General features: G+C 62.3%; 21 protein-coding genes. 14 read left to right on the forward strand and 7 right to left on the reverse strand.

Annotated features, from left to right (window positions below):
- Positions 1-3: 3 nt before the first annotated feature.
- The 8 genes from NKJ91_RS08255 (at position 4) to NKJ91_RS08290 (ending at position 8745) form a co-directional block, all read left to right on the forward strand.
- The gene (locus NKJ91_RS08255) at positions 4-522 is read left to right on the forward strand and encodes an A24 family peptidase (RefSeq protein WP_023676930.1); all 519 of its coding nucleotides are present in this window, start codon (positions 4-6) and stop codon (positions 520-522) included.
- 189 nt (positions 523-711) lie between these two features.
- The gene (cpaB, locus tag NKJ91_RS08260) at positions 712-1527 is read left to right on the forward strand and encodes a Flp pilus assembly protein CpaB (RefSeq protein ID WP_352455129.1); all 816 of its coding nucleotides are present in this window, start codon (positions 712-714) and stop codon (positions 1525-1527) included.
- Complete coding sequence (locus tag NKJ91_RS08265) at positions 1524-3050, forward strand: type II and III secretion system protein family protein (RefSeq protein ID WP_352455130.1); 1527 nt, start codon at positions 1524-1526, stop codon at positions 3048-3050. The genes cpaB and NKJ91_RS08265 overlap by 4 nt, the downstream gene beginning before the upstream one ends.
- 14 nt (positions 3051-3064) lie before the next feature.
- The gene (locus NKJ91_RS08270) at positions 3065-3799 is read left to right on the forward strand and encodes a CpaD family pilus assembly protein (RefSeq protein ID WP_023676933.1); all 735 of its coding nucleotides are present in this window, start codon (positions 3065-3067) and stop codon (positions 3797-3799) included.
- A 55-nt stretch (positions 3800-3854) separates the two neighbouring features.
- Positions 3855-5138 (forward strand): CpaE/TadZ family protein, encoded by a 1284-nt coding sequence (locus tag NKJ91_RS08275; RefSeq protein ID WP_352455131.1) that lies wholly within the window; start codon positions 3855-3857, stop codon positions 5136-5138.
- 29 nt (positions 5139-5167) lie between these two features.
- Positions 5168-6676: a TadA family conjugal transfer-associated ATPase gene (locus tag NKJ91_RS08280; protein ID WP_352455132.1), complete on the forward strand. Its 1509-nt coding sequence runs from the start codon at positions 5168-5170 to the stop codon at positions 6674-6676.
- 29 nt (positions 6677-6705) lie between these two features.
- A complete protein-coding gene (locus NKJ91_RS08285) occupies positions 6706-7719 on the forward strand; it encodes a type II secretion system F family protein (protein WP_023676935.1) in 1014 nt (337 codons plus the stop codon).
- A gap of 9 nt (positions 7720-7728) precedes the next feature.
- Entirely contained in the window at positions 7729-8745 is a 1017-nt protein-coding gene (locus NKJ91_RS08290; protein WP_023676936.1) for a type II secretion system F family protein, read from the forward strand.
- Positions 8746-8861: 116 nt separating this feature from the next.
- Here NKJ91_RS08290 and NKJ91_RS08295 read toward each other — a convergent pair whose 3' ends face one another.
- On the reverse strand, positions 8862-9683 hold the full coding sequence (locus tag NKJ91_RS08295; protein ID WP_023676937.1) for a tetratricopeptide repeat protein: 822 nt from the start codon (positions 9681-9683) through the stop codon (positions 8862-8864).
- Between the two features lie 122 nt (positions 9684-9805).
- Here NKJ91_RS08295 and NKJ91_RS08300 point away from each other — a divergent pair, with 122 nt between their 5' ends.
- From NKJ91_RS08300 to pdeM, 5 genes are all read left to right on the forward strand, one after another.
- On the forward strand, positions 9806-11170 hold the full coding sequence (locus NKJ91_RS08300; RefSeq protein WP_352455133.1) for a leucyl aminopeptidase family protein: 1365 nt from the start codon (positions 9806-9808) through the stop codon (positions 11168-11170).
- A gap of 69 nt (positions 11171-11239) precedes the next feature.
- A complete protein-coding gene (locus NKJ91_RS08305; RefSeq protein WP_023676939.1) occupies positions 11240-11590 on the forward strand; it encodes a MarR family winged helix-turn-helix transcriptional regulator in 351 nt (116 codons plus the stop codon).
- Positions 11553-12464 carry a C40 family peptidase gene (locus NKJ91_RS08310; protein WP_502896642.1) on the forward strand — a complete coding sequence of 304 codons (912 nt, stop codon included), beginning with the start codon at positions 11553-11555 and terminating at the stop codon, positions 12462-12464. The genes NKJ91_RS08305 and NKJ91_RS08310 overlap by 38 nt, the downstream gene beginning before the upstream one ends.
- 67 nt (positions 12465-12531) lie before the next feature.
- Entirely contained in the window at positions 12532-15054 is a 2523-nt protein-coding gene (locus NKJ91_RS08315; protein WP_352455135.1) for a ligase-associated DNA damage response DEXH box helicase, read from the forward strand.
- On the forward strand, positions 15051-15767 hold the full coding sequence (gene pdeM / locus NKJ91_RS08320; protein ID WP_023676942.1) for a ligase-associated DNA damage response endonuclease PdeM: 717 nt from the start codon (positions 15051-15053) through the stop codon (positions 15765-15767). The genes NKJ91_RS08315 and pdeM overlap by 4 nt, the downstream gene beginning before the upstream one ends.
- A 2-nt stretch (positions 15768-15769) precedes the next feature.
- On the opposite strand, the gene NKJ91_RS08325 is transcribed toward pdeM, so the two are convergent.
- From NKJ91_RS08325 to NKJ91_RS08335, 3 genes are read right to left on the reverse strand one after another with little or no spacing between them, the layout of a single operon-like run.
- On the reverse strand, positions 15770-16705 hold the full coding sequence (locus NKJ91_RS08325; protein ID WP_352455136.1) for a dimethyl sulfoxide reductase anchor subunit family protein: 936 nt from the start codon (positions 16703-16705) through the stop codon (positions 15770-15772).
- Between the two features lie 11 nt (positions 16706-16716).
- Entirely contained in the window at positions 16717-17451 is a 735-nt protein-coding gene (locus NKJ91_RS08330) for a 4Fe-4S dicluster domain-containing protein (protein ID WP_352455137.1), read from the reverse strand.
- Positions 17448-20378: a molybdopterin oxidoreductase family protein gene (locus NKJ91_RS08335; protein WP_352455138.1), complete on the reverse strand. Its 2931-nt coding sequence runs from the start codon at positions 20376-20378 to the stop codon at positions 17448-17450. Before NKJ91_RS08335 ends, NKJ91_RS08330 begins: the two co-directional genes overlap by 4 nt.
- A gap of 282 nt (positions 20379-20660) precedes the next feature.
- Here NKJ91_RS08335 and NKJ91_RS08340 point away from each other — a divergent pair, with 282 nt between their 5' ends.
- The gene (locus NKJ91_RS08340) at positions 20661-21563 is read left to right on the forward strand and encodes a LysR substrate-binding domain-containing protein (RefSeq protein ID WP_352455139.1); all 903 of its coding nucleotides are present in this window, start codon (positions 20661-20663) and stop codon (positions 21561-21563) included.
- Positions 21564-21568: 5 nt separating this feature from the next.
- Here NKJ91_RS08340 and NKJ91_RS08345 read toward each other — a convergent pair whose 3' ends face one another.
- From NKJ91_RS08345 to NKJ91_RS08355, 3 genes are all read right to left on the reverse strand, one after another.
- Complete coding sequence (locus NKJ91_RS08345; RefSeq protein WP_352455140.1) at positions 21569-22825, reverse strand: Hsp70 family protein; 1257 nt, start codon at positions 22823-22825, stop codon at positions 21569-21571.
- Between the two features lie 108 nt (positions 22826-22933).
- Positions 22934-23725 carry a TIGR02186 family protein gene (locus NKJ91_RS08350; RefSeq protein ID WP_352455141.1) on the reverse strand — a complete coding sequence of 264 codons (792 nt, stop codon included), beginning with the start codon at positions 23723-23725 and terminating at the stop codon, positions 22934-22936.
- Positions 23725-24648 carry a sulfite exporter TauE/SafE family protein gene (locus tag NKJ91_RS08355; protein ID WP_023676949.1) on the reverse strand — a complete coding sequence of 308 codons (924 nt, stop codon included), beginning with the start codon at positions 24646-24648 and terminating at the stop codon, positions 23725-23727. Before NKJ91_RS08355 ends, NKJ91_RS08350 begins: the two co-directional genes overlap by 1 nt.
- Between the last annotated feature and the right edge of the window lie 129 nt (positions 24649-24777).

Below are 24777 nucleotides of genomic sequence, written 5' to 3' on the forward strand. Positions count from 1 at the left end.
CCGATGCTTGAAGCCGTGATCTTCGTCGTGTTTCCGTTCTGCATGCTTTTTGCCGCGATCTCCGACATGCTTTCGATGACGATCGCCAATCGCGTGCCGGTGTTGCTTGTGGTTGTCTTCGCCTTGGTTGCGCCTTTGACCGGTATGGACTGGGCCACCTATGGCTGGCATTTCGCCGCCGCCGGCCTGGTTCTCGCGGTGACGTTCGGCCTGTTCGCGCTGGGCGGCATGGGCGGCGGCGACGCCAAGCTTCTGGCTGCCACTGCCATGTGGATGGGACTGAACATCCATCTCATCGAATACCTCGTCGCCTCGACATTCATCGGCGGCCTGCTGACGCTAGCCATCCTCGCCTATCGAAAATCGCCGCTTGCCGCCGTCACAAGCCACAATCCGTTCCTGCGCCATTTCGCCGATGAGGCGACCGGCGTTCCGTACGGCATCGCGCTTGGCATTGGCGGTCTGCTCACCTATTCCGACTCGCCATTGATGGCCTGGGCACTTACTAGGCTGGCGGGCTGAATTTCACTTTACGCGGTTGGCGCCGAGCAGGCGAGTTGGCCACGTTTTCCTTCGGGCCGGGCTTGTCGGTCCAATTTATATAAACGTTAAATTAATCACGATCGTAAGTATAACATTAACCTTGTTTTGACGATTGCCGCTGCAAAGTCCCGCTTGGCTACGTGGTTTGCCAAGGCGAGGTTCGGACAGATGCCAGCATCCCGATTGATTATTCTGAGCGTGGCGATAGCCGCGGCCGGTGGTGCAGGCTATGTCGCGAAGAACATGGTCGTGGCTCCGCCGCCTCCGGTTGTCGATTCCGGTCCTCAGGCGCCGGCGATCGCGCTGCAGGATGTGCTTGTCCTTTCCGGCGACGTTCCGATGGGCAGTCCGCTTGAAAACAATATTTCCTGGGAGTCATGGCCGTCCGCCGGCATCAACGCAAATTTCATCACCCGCGCCGCCGAGCCTGAAGCGCTGGACAAGCTGAAGGGCGCCGTCGCTCGCGTGGCGCTCTACGCCGGCGAGCCGCTGCGGCGCTCGAAGCTGATCGGTGAAGGGCAAAGCTTCATGTCGTCGATCCTGCCCTCCGGCATGCGGGCCGTTGCCACAAGCATCTCGGCCGACACCTCGGCCGGTGGCTTTATTCTTCCCAACGATTTCGTCGACGTCATCATGACCCGCAGAGCCGATGCCGCCAATGGCGGTGGTCCGGGCTTCACGACCGAAACTATCCTGAAGAACATTCGCGTCCTGGCGATCGACCAGACCATTCAGGAGGACGAGGAAGGTAAGAAGACCAGGGTTGGCCAGACCGCCACCCTGGAACTGACGCCGCAGCAGTCCGAGATCATCACCGTCGCACAGCAGATGGCGGATCGCCTGACATTGGCGCTGCGCTCGATCAAGGACAGTCAGGACAAGAATGTGGGCGAAGCCGATTACCTGGTTTCCGGCAATGGTCGGCGCGGAACCGTGCGGTTGATCAAGTCGGGCGAAGTTTCCGAAGTGGGGGCAAGGAAATGAGGCTAAAAACCAAACGGCCGCTCATCCTGGCTGCGGCGATCGGCCTGTTTCTCCTTGGAACGAATGCACATGGCATTGTCGATGCCAGTGCGGCGGGCAATGCCAGGGTGACGGCTTCGACCGCCACCCAGCGGGTCAAGCTCGGACTGAACAAGTCGGTGGTCATCGACCTCCCGAGCGATGCCTACGACATTCTCGTCGCCAACCCCGCTGTAGCCGACGCGGTGACCCGCACCGCCAGGCGCATCTATCTGTTTGGAAAGGCGGTCGGCGAGACAAATATCTTCGTCTTTGGCCCGAATGGCGAGCAGATCGTCAGCCTTGACCTAGCGGTCGAACGTGACGTCGCCGGGCTGGAGGATTATATCAAGCGCTTCATCCCGTCATCGGAGGTTAAGGTCGAGTTGCTGAACGACAACGTCGTTCTGACCGGAACCGTGGACACTCCTCTGGACGCCAAGCGCGCGGCCGATCTGGCAACCATTTTCGTGTCCGGCGGCGAGGCGACCACGGGTCAATATTCGCAGACCGCTGCCGGCGGTTCGGCTGAAGCCGGCGTCGCGATCGATAACCCGGATGCCGAGCGCCGCGTCAGCAAGATCGTCAACCTGCTGCAGATCATCGGCGACGACCAGGTGACGCTGAAGGTGACGGTCGCGGAAGTCAGCCGCTCGGTGATGAAGCAGCTCGGCGTCAACATGGTGGGCAACGGCAGCAGCAACGGCATCAGCTGGGGCGCGGTAAGCGACAATTTCACTGGTTTGGGCAAGTCGCTGTCGAACTCGGGCCTCTCTATCGGGAGCTCGACGCTGCAGGCCTACATCAATGCCATGGAACAGTCCGGTGTCATGAAAACCCTCGCCGAACCAACATTGACGGCCGTATCCGGCGAGAAGGCGACCTTCAAGGTTGGCGGCGAATACAACATGGTGACCAGCGTTTCCCAAGCCGTATCAAACGATAACCAGACCGGTCTGAAGACGTATTCGGTCGAGAAGATCGAATACGGCATTGGCCTGGAATTCCAGCCGGTGGTGCTGTCTCCCGGCCGTATCAGCCTGAAAGTCAGAACCTCGGTTTCCGAGCCGACAACGGAGGGGTCTGTGTCTTTGTCCGAAGGCGTAACAAGCCCGGGCATGAATGCCCTGTCGCTCCGTAAGCGCTTGGCCGACACAACAGTGGAACTGCCTTCGGGCGGCTCGATGATGATTGCCGGCCTTGTCCGCGATGATCTCAGGCAAGCCGTCAACGGCTTACCTGGTCTGACAAAGATTCCAGTGCTTGGCGCGCTGTTCCGCAGCAGGGATTTCGTTCGCAACGAGACCGAGCTCGTCATCATCATTACGCCCTATCTGGTGAAGCCGGTGGCGCGCAACGATCTTGCCAAGCCGGATGACAATTTCAACGCCGCCAGCGATGGCGCCGGCATCTTCCTTGGCCGCGTCAACCGTGTCTACGGCACCATGCAGACCGACAAGCCCAACGGCCGTTACCACGGCGTTGTCGGCTTTATCTACAAGTAAGCGGGGAAGCGGTCATGTCTAAGGCAGCATCGAAGGCACGGGCGATCACCGCGACGCGGTCGGTCCATTCGCGAATCTGGCGGCCGGCCGTTCCCATTATGGCGATCGCGGTGGCGGCATTGCTGGCCGGCTGCGCCAATCGCGACAGCGTCACGGTGGGTGCCATACCGGACGATTATCGCACCACCCATCCGATCGTCATAGCCGAGAAGATACAGAAGATCGACCTTCCGGTCGGCGCCGGCGACCGTGGCATGACCAGATCCCAGCGTGACACGCTCCTGGGCTTCCTGGACGGATACGACAGGAGCGCGGCTCCGGTGCTGACGATCGAGATTCCGAGCGGCTCAGCCAACGAAATCGCAGCGGCCGTGGCCGGCCGCGATTTCGCCAGGCTGGCCATAGCCAGCGGCATCAGCCGGAAGCGGATCGCCATGCGGTCCTATCAGTCTGTTTCGGCCGAAGCGTCCGCACCGATCCGTGTTGCCTACGTCTCGGTGAAGGCTCAGACGGATAAATGCGGGCGCTGGCCCGAAGACCTGCTGCAGACTTCGGAAAACAAGCACTATGCCGATTTCGGCTGTTCGTATCAGAACAACCTGGCTGCCCAGATGGCCAATCCGTCCGATTTGATCGGGCCACGCAAGCCGACCCCGATCGACGCGGAAAATCGCGGCGCGGTGATCGACGTCTATCGTGACAGAGGTATTTCGGACGAATTCCTCGGCAATTCGGAAGTCGAATATTAACGAGTGTTGAGGCTCAACAAACCCTAAGCCGCGCAAGTCACGGAAAGTGATGACAATGAGCAATCTTGCCTATGACACAGAGGTACCGGGCGGCGAAACCTCGGAGCAGGATATTGCCGCGATGCAGGCGTTGCGGCCGATCCCGCGCATTTCGATCCAGGCATTTTGCGAGACCGAAGGCGTAGCCAATCCGGTCGAGCGCGCCGGCGAGGATCGCCGCATGGCCAAGGCCCATCTGAAGGTGCATATGGGGGGCATCCCTACCGCTATCGAATTCTATCAGTCGGCGCCGACACCGAACCTGATCCTGCTTGAATCGCGCAGCGAGCCGAAGCTATTGCTTGAACAACTCGCCCAGCTCTCCGAGCATTGTGACCCGACCTCCAAGGTGGTGGTTGTCGGCCACTACAACGATGTCGGCCTGTACCGCGAACTCATTCGTTCGGGCATTTCCGAGTATGTCATCGCGCCCGTATCGATGGCCGACATCGTCAGCGTGGTGTCTTCGATCTTCGTTGATCCGGAAGCGGAGCCGATCGGCCGCTCGATTGCCTTCATCGGCGCCAAAGGCGGCGTCGGCTCCTCGACCATAGCCCATAATGTGGCCTGGGCCATGTCGTCCCTTTTCAAATCCGAAGTGGTTGTCGCCGATCTCGACCTCGCCTTCGGAACGGCCAATATCAATTTCGACCAGGATCCGGCGCAAGGCATTGCCGAGGCAGTCTTCTCGCCGGAACGCGTCGACGAGGTCTATCTCGACCGGCTGCTCGCCCAATGCGCCGAGCACCTGTCGCTGCTTGCGGCCCCTTCGACCCTGGAGCGGGTCTACGATTTCGATCCCGACGCCTTCACCCAGCTTATCGACATAGCCCAGCGTAGCGCGCCGCTCCTCGTGCTCGATGTTCCCCACGTGTGGGCCGGCTGGACCAAGAACACGCTGGTCAAGGCCGACGAGATCGTCATCACGGCGACGCCCGAACTGGCCAATCTGCGCAACACGAAGAACCTGGTCGACATGCTGAAGCGGCTTCGTCCGAACGATCCCGCGCCAAAGCTTGTGATCAACCAGGCCGGTGTGCCGAAACGTCCTGAGATTACGCCGTCCGACTTCTCCGAATCGCTCGGCCTTTCGCCGATGTCGGTCATCCCGTTCGAGCCGCTTTTGTTCGGAAATGCTGCCAACAACGGACGTATGCTCGGTGAGATGGATGCCAAGAATCCGGTTGTCGCCACGATCAACGAGATCGCCCATGTGCTGACAGGGCGCAGCGAAATCAAGGTGAAGAAAAAGGCTGGGCTCGGCAATCTGATCGGCAAGCTTTCGCGCAACAAGAAGTGATGCCTCAGCGGTGGAATTGGTAAGCGATCATGTTTGGTAAAAGAGGCAGCGACGACGGCAACCGGACCATTCCGGAATTCCGTCAGCCAGCACCCGCACCTGCTGCGCCGGCGGCCGCAAACCCTGTGGAAGCGGCTGTAACTGCCAGGTCGGCGGCGCTGCCGCCATCCGGCGCGCCTGCCGCGCCGGCGGTTCGCCGTGCGGTCGAGCCGCCGCCATTGGCCCCGGAGCCGAAAAGTATCCAGCGCCAAAAGAGCGAAACCTACTACGACACCAAAAGCCAGGTCTTCGCCGCACTCATCGATACGATAGATCTGTCCCAGCTCGCCAAACTCGATCCCGAAAGCGCGCGCGAGGAAATCCGCGACATTGTCAACGACATCATCGCGATCAAGAATTTCGCGATGTCCATCGCCGAGCAGGAAGAGCTTCTCGAGGATATCTGCAACGACGTTTTAGGCTACGGGCCGCTGGAGCCACTGCTTGCCCGCGACGATATTGCCGACATCATGGTCAATGGCTCCAAGAACGTCTACATCGAAGTCAACGGCAAGGTCGAGCAGACCGGCATCCGTTTCCGCGACAACCAGCAGCTCCTCAACATCTGCCAGCGTATCGTCAGCCAGGTTGGCCGCCGCGTCGATGAATCAAGCCCGATCTGCGATGCGCGTCTTCCTGATGGCTCCCGTGTCAACGTCATCGCACCGCCCCTGGCTATCGACGGCACCGCACTTACCATCCGCAAGTTCAAGAAGGACAAGCTGACGCTCGACCAGCTGGTCAAGTTCGGCTCGATTTCTCCGCAAGGGGCCGAGATTCTCAAGATCATCGGGCGTGTCCGCTGCAATATTGTCATCTCGGGCGGTACCGGCTCAGGCAAGACGACGCTGCTCAATTGCCTGACCAACTATATCGACCGCGAAGAACGCGTCATCACCTGCGAGGACTCAGCTGAGCTGCAATTGCAGCAGCCGCATGTGGTGCGTCTCGAAACCCGTCCGCCCAACCTCGAAGGCGAGGGCGAAGTGACCATGCGCGACCTGGTCAAGAACTGTCTGCGCATGCGCCCCGAACGTATTATCGTCGGCGAAGTGCGCGGACCCGAAGTGTTCGACCTGCTGCAGGCGATGAACACCGGCCATGACGGCTCGATGGGAACGATCCATTCGAACAGCCCGCGCGAATGCCTCAACCGTATAGAGTCGATGATCGCCATGGGCGGCTACACGCTGCCGCAAAAAACCGTGCGCGAAATCGTCGTCGGCTCCGTCGACGTGATCATACAGGCTGCACGCCTGCGCGACGGATCGCGGCGTATCACCCACATCACCGAGGTGATCGGCATGGAAGGCGACGTCATCATCACCCAGGACATCGTTCTCTATAACATCAAGGGCGAGGACGCGAACGGCAGGCTGCTGGGCGAGCACGTGTCGACTGGCATCGGCCGTCCGCATTTCTGGGAGCGCGCCCGCTACTACGGTGAGGAGCAGCGCCTCGCGGTTGCGCTCGAGGCGATGGAGAAACGCGCTGATTGATCCGTCTGGAAGCGTGGGGGCCAGGGTCGATGTTCGGAATTGACGGCACCGTATTGGCATTCGTCGTGCTCGCCGGCTTCAGCGCCGGCGCTGTGGCCTATGCTTTCCTGTTCAACCGGATCAGCACCGAGAAGCAGGTCGGCAAGCGGCTTGAATCGATCAAGACCGCCGAGACGGATCGTTCCGTCGTCAAGGCGTCGCGCGATCGCGTGGCGGAAGCGGCCAAGCGTCGCAAGTCCGTCCAGGATTCGCTGAAGGATCTCGATCAAAAGCAAAAGTCCAATCAGAGCCTGGTCAAGAAACCACCGCTGAAGATCCAAATCCGTCAGGCCGGCATGAAGATCTCGCTTGAGCGCTTCTATGTCTACTCGGCGGTCTGCGGCGTCGTCTTGACGGCTCTTGTCTATTTCATCGGCGCACCGTTGCTGGTTTTGCCGGCTGCGCTGCTGGTCGGCGTCTTGGGTCTGCCCCGCTGGTTCGTCTCGTTTCGCCGCGCGCACCGCGTCAAGGCGTTCCTCAACGAATTTCCGAACGCGCTCGATATCATTGTGCGTGCGGTAAAATCCGGCCTGCCGCTGAACGATGCCGTGCGCCTGATCGCCAACGAATCCCCCGAGCCGGTCAAGACCGAGTTCCGCCGCATCGTCGATTCGCAGCAAATGGGTTTGTCGATCCCCGACGCGGCCATGCGCATGCCAGAAACGATGCCGTGCACCGAGGCGAGCTTCTTCGGCATCGTCATCCAGATCCAGTCTCAGGCCGGCGGCAATCTTTCCGAAGCGCTGGGCAATCTTTCGCGCGTGCTTCGCGACCGCAAGAAAATGAAAGCCAAGGTCCAGGCATTGTCCATGGAAGCCAAGGCATCCGCCGTGATCATCGGCGCGTTGCCTTTCGTCGTCGCCTTTCTCGTCTATTTGACGAGCCCGAACTACATCATGCCCCTCTTCATCACCAGCACCGGCCATCTGATCCTCGGTTGTTCCGGCATCTGGATGTCGATGGGCGTCCTGGTAATGCGCAAGATGATGAATTTCGAAGTCTAGGACTCGCGTATGACCGATCACGTCATCAGAACTCTCACCGACCCGTCCCTGCTGATCGCACTGCTGGTCGGTATCGCGGTGTTTGCGACCGTCTTCACGCTGCTGCCCGCTTTTGGCGGGAACCAGCTCAAGGCGCGCATGAAATCCGTAGCGCTGGAGCGCGATGAGCTGCGCGCCAAGCAGCGCGCGCGGCTGGCAGTCGAAGCCGACCGCCGCCGCAAGGGCCTGCGCGAAGAACAGTCGGTCGGCATGCGCAATATTGTCGATCGCCTGGATCTCAGGCGTGCGCTGGCGGATGAAGGTACCTTGCAGAAATTGAAAGTGGCGGGTTTTCGCGGGCAAAATCCGCTGACGCGCTTCCTTTTCTTCCGTCTCGTCCTGCCCTTCATCGGCTTTGCATTGGCGGCGATGTATCTGTTCGTGCTCGGCGGATTGCCCGAGCAGCCGCTTTTCGTGAAGCTGTTCGTGTGCATCGTGGTAGCCTATGCGGGATTCTACGCGCCCGTGCTCTACGTCAACAACCGCGCTACCAAGCGCAAGCAATCGATTCAGATGGCGTGGCCGGACGCGCTCGACCTGTTGCTGATATGCGTCGAGTCCGGCATGTCGGTGGAAGCGGCGCTTCGCAAGGTCGCCGATGAGATCGGCGCGCAATCGGTGGCATTGGCGGAAGAATTCATCCTGACAAACGCCGAGCTTTCCTATCTGCAGGAGCGCAAGCAGGCCTACGAGAACCTTGCAAGCCGAACTGGCCTGGAATCCGTCAGGTCGGTGTCCCAGGCGTTGGTTCAGGCCGAGCGCTACGGCACGCCCGTGGCGCATGCGTTGCGGGTGCTTGCCAGTGAGAGCCGCGACATGCGCATGAATGCCGCCGAGAAGAAGGCGGCCGCGCTGCCGCCGAAGCTCACCGTGCCGATGATCCTGTTCTTCCTGCCGGTGCTGTTCGCCATTATTCTGGGTCCCGCCGGCATCCAGGTGAGCCAGCGCGGCATCTTTGGCGACCAGCCGAAATCCAGCAGCGAGTAGCGCCAGCGGCGTTGCCAGAAACGCTGATACGATTCAGAGCCACGCTGCCGGTGCAGCGCGGCTCTTTGCGTTAGACATGTTGCGGAATTCGCGCGCCGGTTCGGCGCTCGAAGCGGTCAGTTGGTGGCGGGCTTTGCCTTGTCCTGGTCCTTGAGCTGGCTCCAGGCATTCTGCTGCGCCAGCATCTGGCGAAGGTAAGCGACGTTAGCCTGCGCCTGATCCTGCGACAGCTCTTGCGAGGCGATCTTCTCGGCCTCGTCGAAACGGCCTTGCAGACCGACGACCAGCGCAAGGTTCTGGCGGACGCGGCTATCTGCATTCGGCTGCTGGGCGGCTGAGCGCATATAGGTTTCGGCCGTGCGCAAATCACCTTCCAGCACGTACGACATGCCGAGATTGGAAAGGATCGACGGTTCGTTTGGCCTGAGATCCAACGCCTTGCGATAGCCTTGGCGCGCCTCGTCCTTTTGGCCGAGCTGGTCGAGAATGGCAGCTTCCGCCGACACCAGTTTCCAATCAGGATATTCAGGGGTCTGCGCGCGGCGCACGGCATCGAGAGCCGGTTCGAACTGTCCGTTGGCGGCAAGCGCCTTGCCATAGGCGGCGAGCACGTCGCGGTCCTTCGGCAGGGCGATCGCCAGCTTGCGCATCACCGCAAGCGATTGGTCTGCGTCGCCGTCCATCTGCAGCGCCGCGGCATAATTTGTCGCGATCCGCTTGTCGCTGGGGTTTTTCGAATAGGACTGGCCAAGCGCCATCGTAGCGTTGTGCAGTTCGCCCGCCGACATTGTTTCCAGCGGCTTGCCGCTTGGACGAGAAATCGAGCCAGTCGTCAATTTGCTGGTTCCGCAGCCAGCGACGCCTGCGGCAAGCGCCATCATCAACGCCGTGCTGATCAGCCTATTTGCGCTGGCGTTCATCCTGCGGTTGGTCGGCATCGGCACCAGGGCTCCGTTCATGCGCGTGACCATTTGCGAGGTCATCTTTCCTCCCGCAGAAATATTCTGTTAACCCTAACGGAGAGTTAAGAAACGTCGACTCGGAAGCCGGAGGCCAGCGAATGCCTGTCGAACTCGTCGAGAAAGAATTGAGCAATGCGCTGCCGGTCCATCTGGTGGCGAAGGATGCTCTGGCGGCGTCGGGCCTTGCGCCATCCTCGGTCGCCTGGGCCAAGGCCAACGGCTTTTCCGGCGAGGCCGGCAGGACGCTCATCGTGCCTGGCGACAACGGCGCGATTGCCGGAGCCCTGTTCGGCACCGGTGATGGCGAGGGCGCACTGGCCATCGGCGCACTAGCGAGAGCCTTGCCCGAAGGCGAGTGGCATTTTGCGTCCGCACCGGCCAAGCCGGAGCTTACGGCACTCGCCGTGGCGCTCGGCGGCTATGTCTTCACCCGCTACGGCAAGAAGCCAGGCAAGACGCTTCGCCTCGCGCTGCCGGCAGGCACCGACGCCGCCCGCATCCGCCGCCTCGCCGATGGCATTTTCCTGGCGCGCGATCTGGTTAACACGCCGACCAGCGATATGGGCCCCGGGCAGTTGGAGAAGGCCGCCCGGACCTTGGCCGCGACGCACAAGGCCGAAATATCGGTGACCAAAGGCGACGATCTTCTTACCGCCAACTTTCCGATGATCCACGCCGTCGGTCGGGCTTCTGCCGACGCGCCACGCCTGATCGACATGATTTGGGGGCCGAACAATGCCCCCAAGATAACGCTGGTCGGCAAGGGCGTCTGCTTCGATACAGGCGGTCTCGACATCAAGCCGTCCTCGGGCATGCTTTTGATGAAGAAGGACATGGGTGGCGCTGCCAACGTGCTGGGTCTCGCTTCCATGATCATGGCCACCGGGTTGAAGGTTCGGCTGCGCGTGCTCATCCCGGCTGTCGAGAATTCGATAGCCGGCAATGCCTTCCGGCCAGGCGACGTGCTGGTGAGCCGCAAGGGCATCACCGTCGAAATCGGCAACACCGACGCCGAAGGGCGGCTGGTGCTCGCCGATGCCCTGGCCTTGGCCGATGACGAAGAGCCGCAGATGCTGGTCGATATGGCGACGCTGACAGGCGCTGCCCGTGTTGCGCTCGGTCCCGACCTGCCGCCGTTCTACACCGGTGACGAGGCGCTTGCATCCGAGCTGGCGGACGCCTCCGTTGCGGTCGAGGATCCGCTATGGCGCATGCCGTTGTGGAAGCCCTATGACGCCAAGCTGGCGTCGAAGGTGGCCAACATCAACAACGTCACGTCGGACGGTTTCGCCGGCTCGATCACCGCGGCGCTTTTCCTGAAGCGCTTCGTCGAAAAGACCGCCGGCTGGGCGCATGTCGACATCTTCGCCTGGAACCCGTTCGACCGCCCGCACGGCCTTGCGGGTGGCGAAGCGCAAGGCATCCGGGCGCTGGAGCAGGTCATTTCGAACCGCTACGGCTGATTCTAGGACATAGCCGACGAAGGTATTGACTGAAACGGAACCGAAACAATTTTCCGACATGCTGGACGGATGTCGATTATCATGCGTCCAAGCCAAGCCTTGCGACTATGGCAACAGGTGGTGCTGTCGGAGGTGCGCGACGACGCGCCCGATCTCACCATGCGCCAGACGGCGATCCTGTTCACCATCTATCTCGATCCGCCGCCACACACGGTGCGGGGGTTAGCCGCCCGCCTCAACGTCACCAAGCCGGTGATCACCCGTGCGCTCGATACGATGGGGGCGCTGAAACTGGTGTCGCGCCATCGCGACGAGCTCGACAAGCGCAACGTGCTGGTCAGGCGTACAGTCGAAGGCGCGCTCTTTGTCGAGCGCTTTGGCGATGTTATCATTGCCAGAGCCCAAGAGTTGCCCATTTGAACGAGTTGCCGATTTGACCGCCAGCGATGCCCGCCTCCATGCCTTCCGCTCCGATCTCGCCGACGCCAGGCTGAAAGGCGAGGTTTCCGCCGACCGTTTCGTCGCCGGCCGGCCGGCTCGCATATCAGCCTCCGTGGCCGATGTCCGCAAGGCTCCGCGCCCGGATGCCGGCGTCGATACCCAGCTTCTGTTCGGCGAAGACGTCCTCGTCTTCGAGGACGTTGAGGGCTGGGCCTGGATACAGGCCGAGCGCGACGGCTATGTCGGCTATGTCGCCGACACTGTGCTGGGCGGTCGGGACCATGCGCCCACGCATGTTGTCTCGGTGCCGCGCACTTTCCTCTATCCGGGACCGGATTTGCGGTTCCCGATCAGCGGGCAACTCTCGATGGGATCGGCGGTAACAGTGAAAGGCGCGGCTGAAACACGCCGCACGTACTATGCTCTGCTGCCATCCGGCGAGGCGGTCATATCTGACCATCTCAGGCCTGTCGCCGAGGTTGCCCCCGACTACGTCGCGGTCGCCGAGGCGTTTCTCGGCACGCCCTATCTGTGGGGCGGCGTTTCCGGCTTCGGCATCGATTGTTCCGGTCTCGTGCAACTTGCAATGCACATGGCTGGCAGGCAAGTGCTGCGCGACACCGACATGCAGGCGGCGACCGTCGGCGAGCCGCTCGAACCCGGGCCGGATTTTGCCGGGTTGCGGCGCGGCGACCTGGTCTTCTGGAAAGGCCACGTCGCGATCATGACGGATCCGGAGACCATGATCCACGCCAACGGCCACACCATGCTGGTGTCGCGTGAAGGACTGGGGGAGGCGGTCGCCCGTATCGGCTATCTCTATGGCGGACCGACCGGGTTTCGCCGGCCGTAACGCGAATCGATCACCTTTTGTTCTGATTCTGCTTGGCGATTGCGCGTCGCCGCGCTACCTCTGGCGCGTGACAGAGCAGCCGCGCCTTGCCCAACAGAATGCCGCCGTCGTCCTGCCCCAGCCATTCGTCAAATGGTTTGCGGAAAAGGGCTGGTCGCCGCGCGCCCACCAGATCGATTTGCTGGCCAAAGCCCAGGGTGGGCAGTCGGTATTGCTGATCGCCCCGACCGGCGCCGGCAAGACGCTGGCCGGGTTCTTGCCATCGCTGACCGAACTGGCCGGCCGACCGAGGAGAAGGCCGGGGCAGGCGCATCGAGGCATCCACACACTCTACATCTCGCCGCTGAAGGCGCTGGCCGTCGACATCGAGCGCAATCTCGGCAAACCCGTCGAAGAAATCGGGCTGCCGGTCACCGTCGAGACGCGCACCGGCGACACGCCCGCACACAAGCGCCAGCGGCAGAAGCTGGCGCCGCCCGACATTCTCCTGACCACGCCCGAGCAATTGGCGCTGCTGATTGCCGCGCCCGATGCCAGGCGCTTCTTCGAGGACCTGCGCTATGTCGTGCTCGACGAATTGCATTCGCTGGTGACCTCGAAGCGCGGGCATCTCCTGTCGCTCGGGCTGGCCCGGCTGCGCTCGTTTGTGCCCGCCCTGCAGACGATAGGCCTGTCGGCGACGGTCGCCGAGCCTGACGAATTGCGGCGCTGGCTGGTCAGCCAGAATCCACCGGGGCCGATGGCCGAACTGATCGTCGTCACTGGCGGCGCCAAGCCCGACATCTCCATTCTCGATTCGGAGGAGCGCGTGCCGTGGGCGGGACATTCGGCCCGCTACGCAACGCCGGAAATCTACAACGAGATCAAGGGCCACAAGACAACCCTGCTGTTTGTCAACACGCGCAGCCAGGCGGAGTTGCTGTTCCAGGAGTTGTGGCGGGTCAACGAGGAGACCTTGCCGATCGCGCTGCATCACGGCTCGCTCGACGTCGCGCAGCGCCGGCGTGTCGAAAAGGCAATGGGCGAGAACACCCTGCGCGCCATCGTCGCCACGTCGACGCTCGACCTCGGCATCGACTGGGGCGATGTCGACCTGGTCGTCCATGTCGGTGCGCCGAAAGGTGCCAGCCGGCTGGCGCAGCGCATCGGCCGCGCCAACCACCGTATGGACGAGCCGTCCAAGGCGATCCTGATACCGGCCAACCGCTTCGAGGTGCTGGAATGCAGGGCGGCGCTCGACGCCAATTATCTCGGTGCCCAGGATACGCCGCCGCTGGTCGATGGCGGGCTCGACGTCCTGGCGCAGCACGTGCTGGGCTGTGCCTGCGGTGCGCCGTTCCATGCCGATGCGCTGTTCGAGGAGGTGCGGACGGCAGCACCCTATGCCGATCTCGATCGCCCGACATTCGATCGCGTCATCGATTTCGTCGCCACTGGCGGCTATGCGCTAAGGAACTACGAGCGCTATGCCCGCATCCGGTTGAACAAGGACGGACTGTGGCGGGTCTCAAATCCTCGCGTCGCCCAGCAATACCGGCTCAACGTCGGCACCATCATCGAAGTGCCGGCGCTCAACGTCCGCTACGTCCAGGCGGGCAGCAGAGGCGCGGCTTCGCGTGGCGGCCGGGTTCTGGGCAAGATCGAGGAGGCGTTCCTCGAAACGCTGACGCATGGCGACACCTTCATGTTCGCCGGCAAGGTGCTGCGCTTCGAAGGTATCCGCGAGAATGAGTGCTTTGTCTCGAATGCACCCGGCAGCGACGCCAAGGTGCCGTATTACGGTGGTGGCAAATTCCCGCTTTCGACGTACCTGGCCGAACAGGTCCGCGCCATGCTGGACGATCCGCAGCGCTGGAAGAAGCTGCCGGAGCAGGTCGCCGACTGGCTACGCTTCCAGGCCGACAAGTCGGTGCTGCCGAAACGCGACGATCTGCTGATCGAGACCTTTCCGCGCGGCAACCGCTACTATCTGGTGGCCTATCCATTCGAGGGCAGGCTGGCGCACCAGACGCTCGGCATGCTGCTCACCCGCCGCCTCGACAGGGCGGGAGCCAAGCCGCTCGGCTTCGTCGCCACCGACTATGCGCTTGCCATATGGTCGCTGGCCGATATGGGCCATATGTTCAGGGCGAAGAAACCGTCGCTGGCTGCGCTATTCGATCAGGACATGCTGGGCGACGACCTCGAAGCCTGGCTCGCCGGCAGTTGGTTGTTGAAGCGCACCTTTCGCAATTGCGCGCTGATCTCGGGATTGATCGAGAAACGCCACCCGGGGCAGGAGAAGAGCGGCCGCCAGGTAACCGTGTCGACGGATCTCATCTACGACGTGCTGCGCAGCCACGAGCCCGACCATATCCTTTTGCAGGCGACGCGTGCCGATGCCGCGACCGGTCTCTTGGATGTCAGCAGACTTGCCGAGATGCTCTCGCGCGTCCAAGGTCGAATCATGCATAAGAACCTCGAGCAGATATCGCCGCTCGCCGTGCCGATCATGCTCGAGATCGGCAAAATGCCGGTGCATGGCGAGGCCGATGACACGCTGCTGATGGATGCAGCCACGCTGGTCGAGGAGGCCATGGGGACGAAATGACTGTCGCGCTCGCCATGGCTGCGCCTCTGGCGGATGCGGGCGCTGTCCGTATCGCCGGCGAACGCGCGATCTGCGACCGTCGCGGCGTGCTCTATTTTCCCGAATTCCGGCTTCTGACCGTATCCGACCTGCATCTGGAAAAAGGCTCATCACTGGCCAGGCGCGGCACGCTGGTCCCACCTTACGACACCGGTGCGACGTTGCTCCGGCTGCAGGCGGTGATCGCCGATTATCAGCCTGCGATCGTTATCAGCCTGGGCGACAGTTTTCACGATGGCGGCGGCGCCGCACGTATGCACGCGAGCTTTCGCCAAAGGCTGGAAGGGTTGATGGTCGGGCGCGACTGGTTCTGGGTCGCCGGCAATCATGATCCTGAAGCGCCGGCCGACTTGCCAGGCGAGACCGTACGCGAGCTGGCCATAGGCTCGCTACTCTTCCGGCACGAGCCTTCGGCGGTGAGAGTGGAAGGCGAGATATCAGGCCACCTGCATCCTTGCGCCCGCATCGTGCAGCAAGGCCGTTCGGTGCGGCGTCGTTGCTTTGCCGGCGATGGCGGCCGCATGATCATGCCGGCTTTCGGCGCCTATACCGGCTCGCTCAACGTGCTCGATCGCGCCTATGCCGGGCTGTTCCGCCGCGAAACGCTGATGGCCTATATGCTTGGCACAGAGCGCATTTTCGCGATTTCCCACGCGATGCTCAGACCGGGCTGAACCTACCTGCCGTAGTACAAAGTGACCGTGTGCTTGGCCTCGGCGAAGAACAGCCAGCGCTCGACCAGCATTCCGGCGAGTTGGGCGATTGCGGCGAGTATCGACAGTGCTGCCGCATAGGGCCACGGCAAGGCGAACGCCGCGACCAGCAGCAACGCGGGCAAAGCAAAGGCCAGCACCTGCGTGATCTGGCGGAGTTTAGCGCTGTGCTTGCGCGCAATGCGAAAACCCATCTCCTTGAGCAGATAGTTTTCCTCGGTATGCGGCCATTCCAGCGACCGCACCGTGCCGCCGGAAAGCCCGGTTGCGGTGTTGGCATTGGTCGGGATCTCCAGCCTGTCATTGTATCGCCAGGTCGCCAGCTTCAAACCCCAGCCGAGCGCGGTCAGCAACAGGGCACCCGCCAGAAGCATATTCGAGCCTGCGGCAAATCCCTGCAGCAGGGCGTTGAGCAGTACGCTGCCGGTCATCGCCGAAAAGACCAGGTAGGCGGGCAGGGTGAAGCGGCTGTGCCACTGGGCAATCGGCTTCAACGACGCGTAGATCATGCCGGTGGTGCAGACGGTTGCGACCGCGCCGATGGCAGCGAGCAGCCCGGCGACAGCCGCCCAGCCGCTCGTACGGCCGAGGACCACCCAGCCAATACCGAACAACCCCGCCGGCACGAAGGTGGCGACCGAGGCAACACCTTCGCGCGACAGCCATGAGCTACGCCATTGCGAGAAGGCACGCCAGGCGCGTTCGGGCCGGCCGAGATGGCCGGCCGACGACAGCAGGCCTGTCGAGATCAGGCTAAGCGCCAGCCCCATGCCGGTGAGGCCAAGCCAGAAATCGGGCGGGATAAAGCCCTGTCCGGCGAGCACGCCAAGCAGCGCGAGCAGGCCGTAACCGGCGCCCGTGGCCGTGGTGAAAAAGACGACGGAGAAGGCTGGATGCATGAAGGCACGGGTCAGTTCGAAAGCATGCGGTCGACCCAGCCGAGGAAGCCGCCTTCGGCCCGCACCGCTTCAAGCGCTGGCGCCGGCACCGATGCGGCGCGGGTGGTGTGGGCACGTGGCGGCAGATATTTGTTGGTCGGCTTATAGCCCATTTCCGGCATCAGATCGACACCGCCGCGCTCGGCCACCAGTTGCGAGATAGCGGATGCCGGATCGCCCAGATCGCCAAAATGCCGCGCGCTGGTCGGGCAAGCAGCGACGCAGGCCGGCACGCGATCTTCTTCCGCCAGATTGTCGTTGTAGATGCGGTCGACGCACAACGTGCATTTCTTCATCACGCCGACATTGGTGTCGAATTCGCGCGCTCCGTAGGGACAGGCCCAGCTGCACAGTTTGCAGCCGATGCATTTGTCCTCGTCGACCAGCACGATGCCATCCGACGCCCGCTTGTAGGAGGCGCCGGTCGGGCAGACCGTGACGCACGCCGGCGTCTCGCAGTGCAGGCAGGAGCGTGGGAAATTGACCGTGCGCCCACCCATCTCGGTCATGTGCTCATAACTGTGCACGCGGTTGAACCAGACGCCGTCGACATTGCCGCCATAGGGGTCGATGTCGGTTAGCGGCGCCATATGGCCGCCGGTGTTCCATTCTTTGCAGGCGGTAACGCAGGCCTGGCAGCCGACGCAGGTGTCGAGATCGATGACAAGGCCGAGCTTCTTGTCGGTATGGGTGGGAAGGCAAGTCATTTGGCAGCTTCTCTTTCCCGACGGAATTCGGCGCCGAAACTAAGCTTATCGGGCGGGGGCTCAAAATGCGGGGGCTGTCGGAACCGCTCGAACTGCGGTTCGGTGAAGCCTGCTTCCTCGTCTGCGCATTTGACGATGCGCACGCGCAGGTCGAACCATGCCGCCTGGCCGGTGACAGGATCGGAATTCGAATAGTGTTTGCCATTCGCATCGGCAGAGGTCTGGTCGCCGATGATGTGGTTGAGTAGAAAGCCGCGATTGGATTCGGCCGCATCATCCTTCAGCCCCCAGCTGCCGCGACGCTTGCCGATCGCATTCCACGTCCACACCGTATTGGCGTTGACGCCGTCGACCAGCTTGATCTGTCCTTTGACCTTGCCGTTGATGCTCTCGATCCACACCCAGTCGTCATCGACAAGCCCGAGGCTGGCGGCGGTCCGATCGTGCACGAACAGCCGGTTCTGGCTGGTGATCTGCCTTAGCCAGGCATTCTGCCCGCCCCAGGAATGGTACATGTGCATCGGCCGCTGCGTCAGCGCGTGCAGCGGATAGGCTCGGCTGTCGACCGCAGCCTCTTCGAAGGGCGCATACCAGAATGGCAGCGGATCCATATAGGTCTCGATGCGGCTGCGCTCCGCCTCCGGCGGCAGCACCCGGCCATGGCCGCGCGCCGCAAGGCGGAAGCGCTGCATCGGCTCCGAATAGAGTTGGAACACGATCGGCTCGGCTTTCGGGATGAAGCCCATGTTCTCGGCGAAGTCGAGATAGGAGCGGTTGGCCATCTTGTAGTAGCGCTGATCGGCGGCGAAGTCCTGGTGCCAGAAGCCGCCATTGTCGATGTAGCGCTGCAACTGGTCGGGATTGACGTCGCCCTTGCCGACCGAGGTCCCGTCCTCGCCGCGCCAGCCGGCGAGCGGACCGACACCTGGCGTGCGCTCGTGATTGACGATGTAGTCGGCATAGTCGCGGTATTTGGCGGAGCCGTCGTCGTCAACGAAGCCGGGCAGGCTGAGCCGCGCGCCGAGTTCGATCAGCACCGTCTGGAACGGCCTGACGTCGCGGTCCGGCTCGACGACGGGATGGCGGATGGCGTCGCCCGGCCCGTCGGCGTGGCTGATCGGCCGGTCGAGCAGACTGATACAGTCATGACGCTCGAGATAGGTCGTGTCCGGCAGCACCAGATCGGCAAAAGGCACGGTCTCGGAATAATAAGCGTCGGAATAGATGATGAACGGGATCTTGTATTCGCCCGATATGTCCGCGTCGGTCAGCATCGCCATCGTCTCGACGGTGTTCATCGACGAGTTCCAGGCCATGTTGGACATGTACATGAACAGCGTGTCGATCGTGTAGGGATCGCCGGCCCAGGCGTTACGAATGACCGTGTGCATGAGTCCGTGTGCGGCCAGCGGCGCATCCCAGGAGTAGGCCTTGTCGATACGGATCGGTTTGCCGCCTCCGTCGATCAGCAGGTCTTCCGGCCCGCAGACGAAGCCGAGCGGCATGCCTTCGAGTGGTGTCATCGGCTTCACATTCTTGCCGGCGGGCTTTGGACCCGGCGGCGCGGACCGCGGATAAGGCGGTTTGAAGCGGAAGCCGCCCGGCACGTCCACCGTGCCGAGAAGCACCTGAAGCAGATGAATGGCGCGGCAAGTGTGAAATCCGTTCGAATGGGCCGAGATGCCGCGCATCGCATGCATCGACACCGGCCGACCCTTGATGGTCTCGTGCCGGCGGCCGGCCCAGTCCGTCCAGGCCACCGGCAGTTCGATTTGCTGTTCGAAGGCGACATGAGCGAGTTCTGCAGCAATGCGTCGGATGGTGTCGGCGGAGATGCCGCACCGGTCAGCGACGGCGTCGGGCGAATAGCACTCGTCCAGATAGCGGTCGGCGACGAGTTGGAAGACCGGCACGCATCGGCGGCCGTCGACGAGAACGCTGCCGGTCAGTGCGGGCTTTGCGTCGGTATCGCCGGCGTCGACAGGCATCTTCGCCACCCTGTCCCAAGCCAGCGGATTGCCGTCGCCATTGCGCATGAACAGCCCGTCATCGACAGCTCCAGGCTCCTGAACGACCAGGATGTGGGCATTGGTGTAGCGCAAGAGGTACTCGAGATCGATGCGGCCTGCCTTCAGCAATTCATGGATGAGGGCGAATACGAACAGGCCGTCGGTGCCGGGCCGGATGCCGATCCAGTCGTCGGCAATTGCATTATAGCCGGTGCGGCAGGGATTGATTGAAACCACCTTGGCGCCGCGCGCCTTGAGCTTGCCGAGGCCGATCTTGATCGGATTGGAATCATGGTCTTCGGCAACCCCGAACAGCATGAAATATTTGGTGTTGTCCCAGTCGGGCTCGCCGAACTCCCAGAACGAACCGCCAATCGTGTAGAGGCCGCCGGCCGCCATATTGACCGAGCAGAAGCCGCCATGGGCGGCAAAATTCGGCGTGCCGAACTGGCTCGCCCACCAGCCGGTCAGCGATTGCGACTGGTCGCGCCCGGTGAAGAAGGCAAGTTTCTTCGGATCGGTTCGGCGGATGTTCGAAAGCCGTTCTGTCGCGATCGACAAGGCTTCCTCCCACTCGATTTCGCGGAACTCACCCGAGCCGCGCGGGCCGGTGCGCAGTAGCGGCTTCTTCAGCCGGGCCGGGCTGTAATGCTGCATGATGCCGGCGCTGCCCTTGCCGCACAGCACACCGCGGTTGACCGGGTGATCCTTGTTGCCGTTGATGTAGCGGACCTTGCCGTCCTTGATATGGACGTCGATGCCGCAGCGGCAGGCGCACATATAGCAAGTCGTCTTGGCGACGCTGTCGGAGACATCGGGCGACGTATCGACGCCGTCGCCTTCAGCGGGCGGGCGGGTATCGGCGAGCGGCCGTTGGGATGGTGCTGAGTTGGCGCCGCGCAGCGGTCTGTTGGTCATGATCTGGCGATGTTTTTGCGTTCGGCGGCCTTGGCTCTCGTCTTCGGACCTGGGCCGCGCATGTAATGTTGTTCCGGACGATAGCGTTCACCGACGAGCCGCCGCCGCAGGCTGCGGGACCAATGCGTGAACACCGATTTGAACAGCCTCACCAAATCTCTACCCTCGACTGTTCTGGCGCGACTTTTTTCCGATTTCGAGCCAAAATTTAGAACAAAGCAATCAATCTGTCTAACAAATTGCTCTTGTAATTCTAATCGGAGTTGCTTCTTAATTGCTGGCATGACTCTGGACCAATTGCGGATCTTCGTCGCCGTCGCCGAACGGGCGCACATGACCAAAGCGGCCGAGTTGCTGGGCATCTCACAGTCGGCCGCATCCGCCGCGATCCGCTCGCTCGAACAGCAGCATGGCGTCCAGTTGTTCAACCGCGTGGGCCGCAATATCGAGCTCGCCGAGACCGGACGCCGATTCTTGCCCGAGGCCAAGGCGGTCCTCGAGCGGACTGCGGCCGCCCACAATGTGCTGGAGCATGTCTCGCAGACGATATCAGGCAGTCTCTCGATCGCTGCCAGCCAGACCATCGCCAGTTATTGGCTGCCGCGCCGGCTCGCCTCTTTCCACGAAGCCTATCCTGCCGTCAGGCTGAGCGTGAGCATTGGCAACACCAGGCAGGTCGAGACCAATGTACTTGATGGCGCAGCCGATTTTGGCCTGGTCGAGGGGCGCACCGAATCCGACATTTTGCGGCGTGCCAAGGTCGATATCGATCGCATGATGCTGGTCGTGGCGCGCTCGCACCCTGAGATCGCAGAAGTTTCGCCTGGACATCCCGACCTTGGCGGGCTTCGCTGGATCATTCGCGAAGGCGGGTCGGGCACGCGCGAGGCGCTGGAGGACCTTGCCCGACGCGACGGGATTTCGTTCGCGGACTTGCAGATATTCCTGGTATTGCCGAGCAATGAGGCTATTCGCCAGGCGGTCGAGGCCGGCGCCGGCGCCAGCATCATTTCGGAACTCGTCGTCGCGCGCGCGGTCGCCGAAGGCAGTCTGCGTTCCGTGCCGATCGATCTGCCGAAGCGCGAATTTGCCATGATCACGCATCGCGACCGGCAGCCAAGCCTGGCCCAGATGGCGCTCAAGGCGCATCTTGGCGGCAAAGCTGAGAGATCCGCGCCGCTTTAAGCCGATCAGCCGAACTTCCGCTGCGCGTCGAGCGCCAGCCCAAGCCCGACCGAGCCGAACACATCGCCTTCGATTACCGACGCCTGCGGCACCAGCGCCAGGATCTGCTGCCTGGCCAGCGGGATCGCGGTCGATCCGCCGGTCAAGAACACCGCGGTGATATCCGAGGCCTTCACCTGTGCGTCGCGGATGGTCTGCTCGACGGTAGCTGCAACACGCTCAATGTCCCTGGCTATGGTGGCTTCGAGACTCTTGTGCGTGATTTCTGCCGTGAACCTCACCTCCTGCAGCGCGACCTCGACATCGGCCGACGATCGGTCCGTCAGCTCGATCTTGGCCTTTTCGACCAGCGCCGCCAGCGCGTGGCCGTAACGATGCTCGACGATGTGGATGAACCGGTCGACCAGGTCTGCGCGCTCCGCCTCATAGCGGATCTGGCGCAGATGAGTCATCGCCCTTGCGGTATAGACCAGGTTGATGCGCTGCCACGTCGCCAGGTCGATGAAGTAGCTCGCCGGCAGATTACGTTTGCCATCCTTGGTCGGTGAGAGATGGCCGAGCTGCGGCATCACATGGGCGATGCTCAACAGCCGGTCGAAGTCGGTGCCGCCGATGTGGATGCCGCGGCTGGCCAGGATGTCGTCCTTGCGGTCAAGCGAGCGGGCGCGCTCGGGCGAGACCCGCACGATTGAGAAGTCGGACGTGCCGCCGCCCATGTCGACGATCAGCGCCAGTTCCTCGCGCGTCACCTTTTGTTCGTAGTCGAGTGCCGCGGCAATCGGTTCGAACTGGAAGGCGATGTGCTTGAAGCCGTGGGCACGAGCGGCATTTTCGAGTTCGTGCTCCGCCTTGGCGTCGGCCTCGGCATCGTCGTCGACGAACTGCACGGGCCGTCCCAGCACGACGCTGTCGACCGCGTCATGGGCTTCTTCTTCCAGCTTCTTTTTCAGATGGCCGACGAACAGGCCGACAATCTCTATGAAGCCGATCGAGCGCGCCTTGATGCGCGTCTTTTCGTGGGCGAGCGAGCTGCCGAGCACACTCTTCAACGAGCGCATCAGGCGGCCTTCGATACTGTCCGTATAGTTGGCAAGGGCGCGTCGCCCGAAATAGGTGCGGTTGTCCTCGAAATTGAAGAATACCGCACTGGGCAGCGTGACCTGGCCGTCTTCCAACGCCACCAGCCGCGGCTGCCCGTTCCTGACCACGCTCACGGTGGAATTCGAAGTGCCGAAGTCGATACCGGCAAATGCTGGTCGCATCGTGCGTTCCTGTATTTCTGATTTGGGGAGCAGCAGCTCGTATCCGGTCGGGCCGGGGGTCGCGGTCTAGCCCATACCCTCGGAAAGGGAAACCACTTTTACGAGAGTTCAGTCTTTCCTGAACACCAGTCTTCCGAGCCAGCCGGTCAGCATGGCCAGCGATACGGCAAAGACACCGTATAGGAAGGAATAGTCGTGCGCGACGCGGAAGATCGACTGTTCGAAACCGGACTTGCGGATTTCGAGCTGGGCGGAGCTTTCCTTGATGAACAGGCCGCTCTTGAACAGGAAGGCGCGGGCCTTATGGGTGCCGACCGGAACGTTTGGGGCGAGCCTGACGGTGGCGCGAAACAGGTTCTGCGACAGGAACTGCACACCGCCGACATTCTCGCTGTAGAGGCCGGTCGCCGCCTTGCGTTCGCGCAGCGCGGCGGTGAACTCCTCGATTGTCGCCGGGCTGTCCTCCGCGTCGGCCGGCTGCAAATAGAGGTTGGAGGCGCCAAGCGACAGCTGCTTGTAGCTGTTCGGATCGGTGACGTCCTGCAGCGGCCGCGTCGTCGCCACCGAATAGGAGACAGGTACGTTTTTGAAGGTTTCCGACTCCAGATTGACCCAGACGCCGAGCACCCGGTCCTTGCGGCGCACGACGACCGGCCGAGCCGGGCCTTCCAGCACGACGATCACGTCGTAGCGCCCTTGCCGCGCGACAAGCGGATCGGCATTTTCCAGTGAGCCGAAAATGGTCAGGTCGGCGCCGGAAAAGCCGGCGGTAATCGAGACATTGTCGGTGGAAAGGCCGATCTGGATGTTTTCGGTTAGTGGCGCCTGCGCCTTCGCCGGTGGCGCAGCAGCCAGCAGCGACAGCAAGGCGGCGGCCGCGAGCGTCCTTAGGCCGGCCATCAGCTCAGGCCCACGCCGGACAGAGAATAGAGATTGGGCGGCGTGACGAAAAGATCGATGGCAAGCCGGATGGCTACCGCCAGCACGAGCAGCGCCAGCAGCGCCCTGAGTTGCTCGCCCCGCAGCCTCTGACCAGCCTTGGCGCCATATTGCGCGCCGGCGACGCCGCCTGCCATCAACAGGAAGGCGAGCATGACGTCGACCGTCTGGTTGGTGGTGGCGTGGACCAGCGTGGTGTAAGCCGAGGTGAAGATGATCTGGAACAGCGAGGTGCCGATGACGACGTTGGTCGGCACTTTCAAAAGGTAGATCAGGGCCGGCACCATGATGAAGCCGCCGCCGACGCCCATGATCGAGGACAGGAAGCCAATCGCCGCGCCCAGCCCAAGCACCGGAATGACGCTGACGAAGAGCTTCGAGGCCCTGAACCGCATCTTCAGCGGCAGGCGGTGGATCCAATTATGCTGGCCGGATTTCTTCAACACCGGTGCGGCGCCGCTGCGAGTGGCGCGCAGCGCATTGACACTCTCGACCAGCATCAGTCCGCCGACGGTGCCGAGCAGCACGACGTAGAGCAGCGAGATGAACAGGTCGAGCTGGCCGAGCCGGCGCAGGAGCGCAAAGACATAGATACCACCGGTCGAGCCGACGATGCCGCCGGCTAAAAGCACGCCGCCGAGCTTGAAGTCGAGCGTGCCGCGCTTCATGTGCGACAGGGCGCCGGAGAAGGAGGAAGCGATGACCTGGTTGGCGCCGGTGGCGACCGCGATTGCCGGCGGTATGTTGTAGAAGATCAGCAGCGGCGTAATGAGAAAGCCGCCGCCCACGCCGAACATGCCCGACAGGAAACCCACCGCCGCACCCATGGCCAGCAGCACGAAGATGTTGACGGAAATTTCCGCGATCGGGAGATAGATGCCCACCCGTCAGTCTCGATCAGTTTGCCTCCTGGCGAATGCAACCGTTGCGGGCATTTTGCGTCAGAAGGCTATCTCGTTCTTGCGCCGGCCGGGCCGTGAAGTCAAACTTCGCCGCACCGCCGAAACAAAAAA

Origin of the sequence: Mesorhizobium sp. M0040 (genome assembly GCF_040323505.1) — a bacterium.
Classification (GTDB): domain Bacteria; phylum Pseudomonadota; class Alphaproteobacteria; order Rhizobiales; family Rhizobiaceae; genus Mesorhizobium.

What these genes read in the sequence shown, in the direction of transcription:
- NKJ91_RS08275 (WP_352455131.1), top strand. Translation starts at nt 3,855, where the DNA reads ATGAGCAATCTTGCCTATGACACAGAGGTACCGGGCGGCGAAACCTCG.
- NKJ91_RS08265 (WP_352455130.1), top strand. Translation starts at nt 1,524, where the DNA reads ATGAGGCTAAAAACCAAACGGCCGCTCATCCTGGCTGCGGCGATCGGC.
- NKJ91_RS08255 (WP_023676930.1), top strand. Translation starts at nt 4, where the DNA reads ATGCTTGAAGCCGTGATCTTCGTCGTGTTTCCGTTCTGCATGCTTTTT.
- NKJ91_RS08325 (WP_352455136.1), bottom strand. Translation starts at nt 16,705, where the DNA reads ATGCATCCAGCCTTCTCCGTCGTCTTTTTCACCACGGCCACGGGCGCC.
- NKJ91_RS08330 (WP_352455137.1), bottom strand. Translation starts at nt 17,451, where the DNA reads ATGACTTGCCTTCCCACCCATACCGACAAGAAGCTCGGCCTTGTCATC.
- NKJ91_RS08335 (WP_352455138.1), bottom strand. Translation starts at nt 20,378, where the DNA reads ATGACCAACAGACCGCTGCGCGGCGCCAACTCAGCACCATCCCAACGG.
- NKJ91_RS08285 (WP_023676935.1), top strand. Translation starts at nt 6,706, where the DNA reads ATGTTCGGAATTGACGGCACCGTATTGGCATTCGTCGTGCTCGCCGGC.
- NKJ91_RS08300 (WP_352455133.1), top strand. Translation starts at nt 9,806, where the DNA reads ATGCCTGTCGAACTCGTCGAGAAAGAATTGAGCAATGCGCTGCCGGTC.
- NKJ91_RS08340 (WP_352455139.1), top strand. Translation starts at nt 20,661, where the DNA reads ATGACTCTGGACCAATTGCGGATCTTCGTCGCCGTCGCCGAACGGGCG.
- NKJ91_RS08290 (WP_023676936.1), top strand. Translation starts at nt 7,729, where the DNA reads ATGACCGATCACGTCATCAGAACTCTCACCGACCCGTCCCTGCTGATC.
- NKJ91_RS08350 (WP_352455141.1), bottom strand. Translation starts at nt 23,725, where the DNA reads ATGGCCGGCCTAAGGACGCTCGCGGCCGCCGCCTTGCTGTCGCTGCTG.
- pdeM (WP_023676942.1), top strand. Translation starts at nt 15,051, where the DNA reads ATGACTGTCGCGCTCGCCATGGCTGCGCCTCTGGCGGATGCGGGCGCT.
- cpaB (WP_352455129.1), top strand. Translation starts at nt 712, where the DNA reads ATGCCAGCATCCCGATTGATTATTCTGAGCGTGGCGATAGCCGCGGCC.
- NKJ91_RS08305 (WP_023676939.1), top strand. Translation starts at nt 11,240, where the DNA reads ATGTCGATTATCATGCGTCCAAGCCAAGCCTTGCGACTATGGCAACAG.
- NKJ91_RS08345 (WP_352455140.1), bottom strand. Translation starts at nt 22,825, where the DNA reads ATGCGACCAGCATTTGCCGGTATCGACTTCGGCACTTCGAATTCCACC.
- NKJ91_RS08295 (WP_023676937.1), bottom strand. Translation starts at nt 9,683, where the DNA reads ATGCCGACCAACCGCAGGATGAACGCCAGCGCAAATAGGCTGATCAGC.
- NKJ91_RS08280 (WP_352455132.1), top strand. Translation starts at nt 5,168, where the DNA reads ATGTTTGGTAAAAGAGGCAGCGACGACGGCAACCGGACCATTCCGGAA.
- NKJ91_RS08270 (WP_023676933.1), top strand. Translation starts at nt 3,065, where the DNA reads ATGTCTAAGGCAGCATCGAAGGCACGGGCGATCACCGCGACGCGGTCG.
- NKJ91_RS08310 (WP_502896642.1), top strand. Translation starts at nt 11,553, where the DNA reads ATGTTATCATTGCCAGAGCCCAAGAGTTGCCCATTTGAACGAGTTGCC.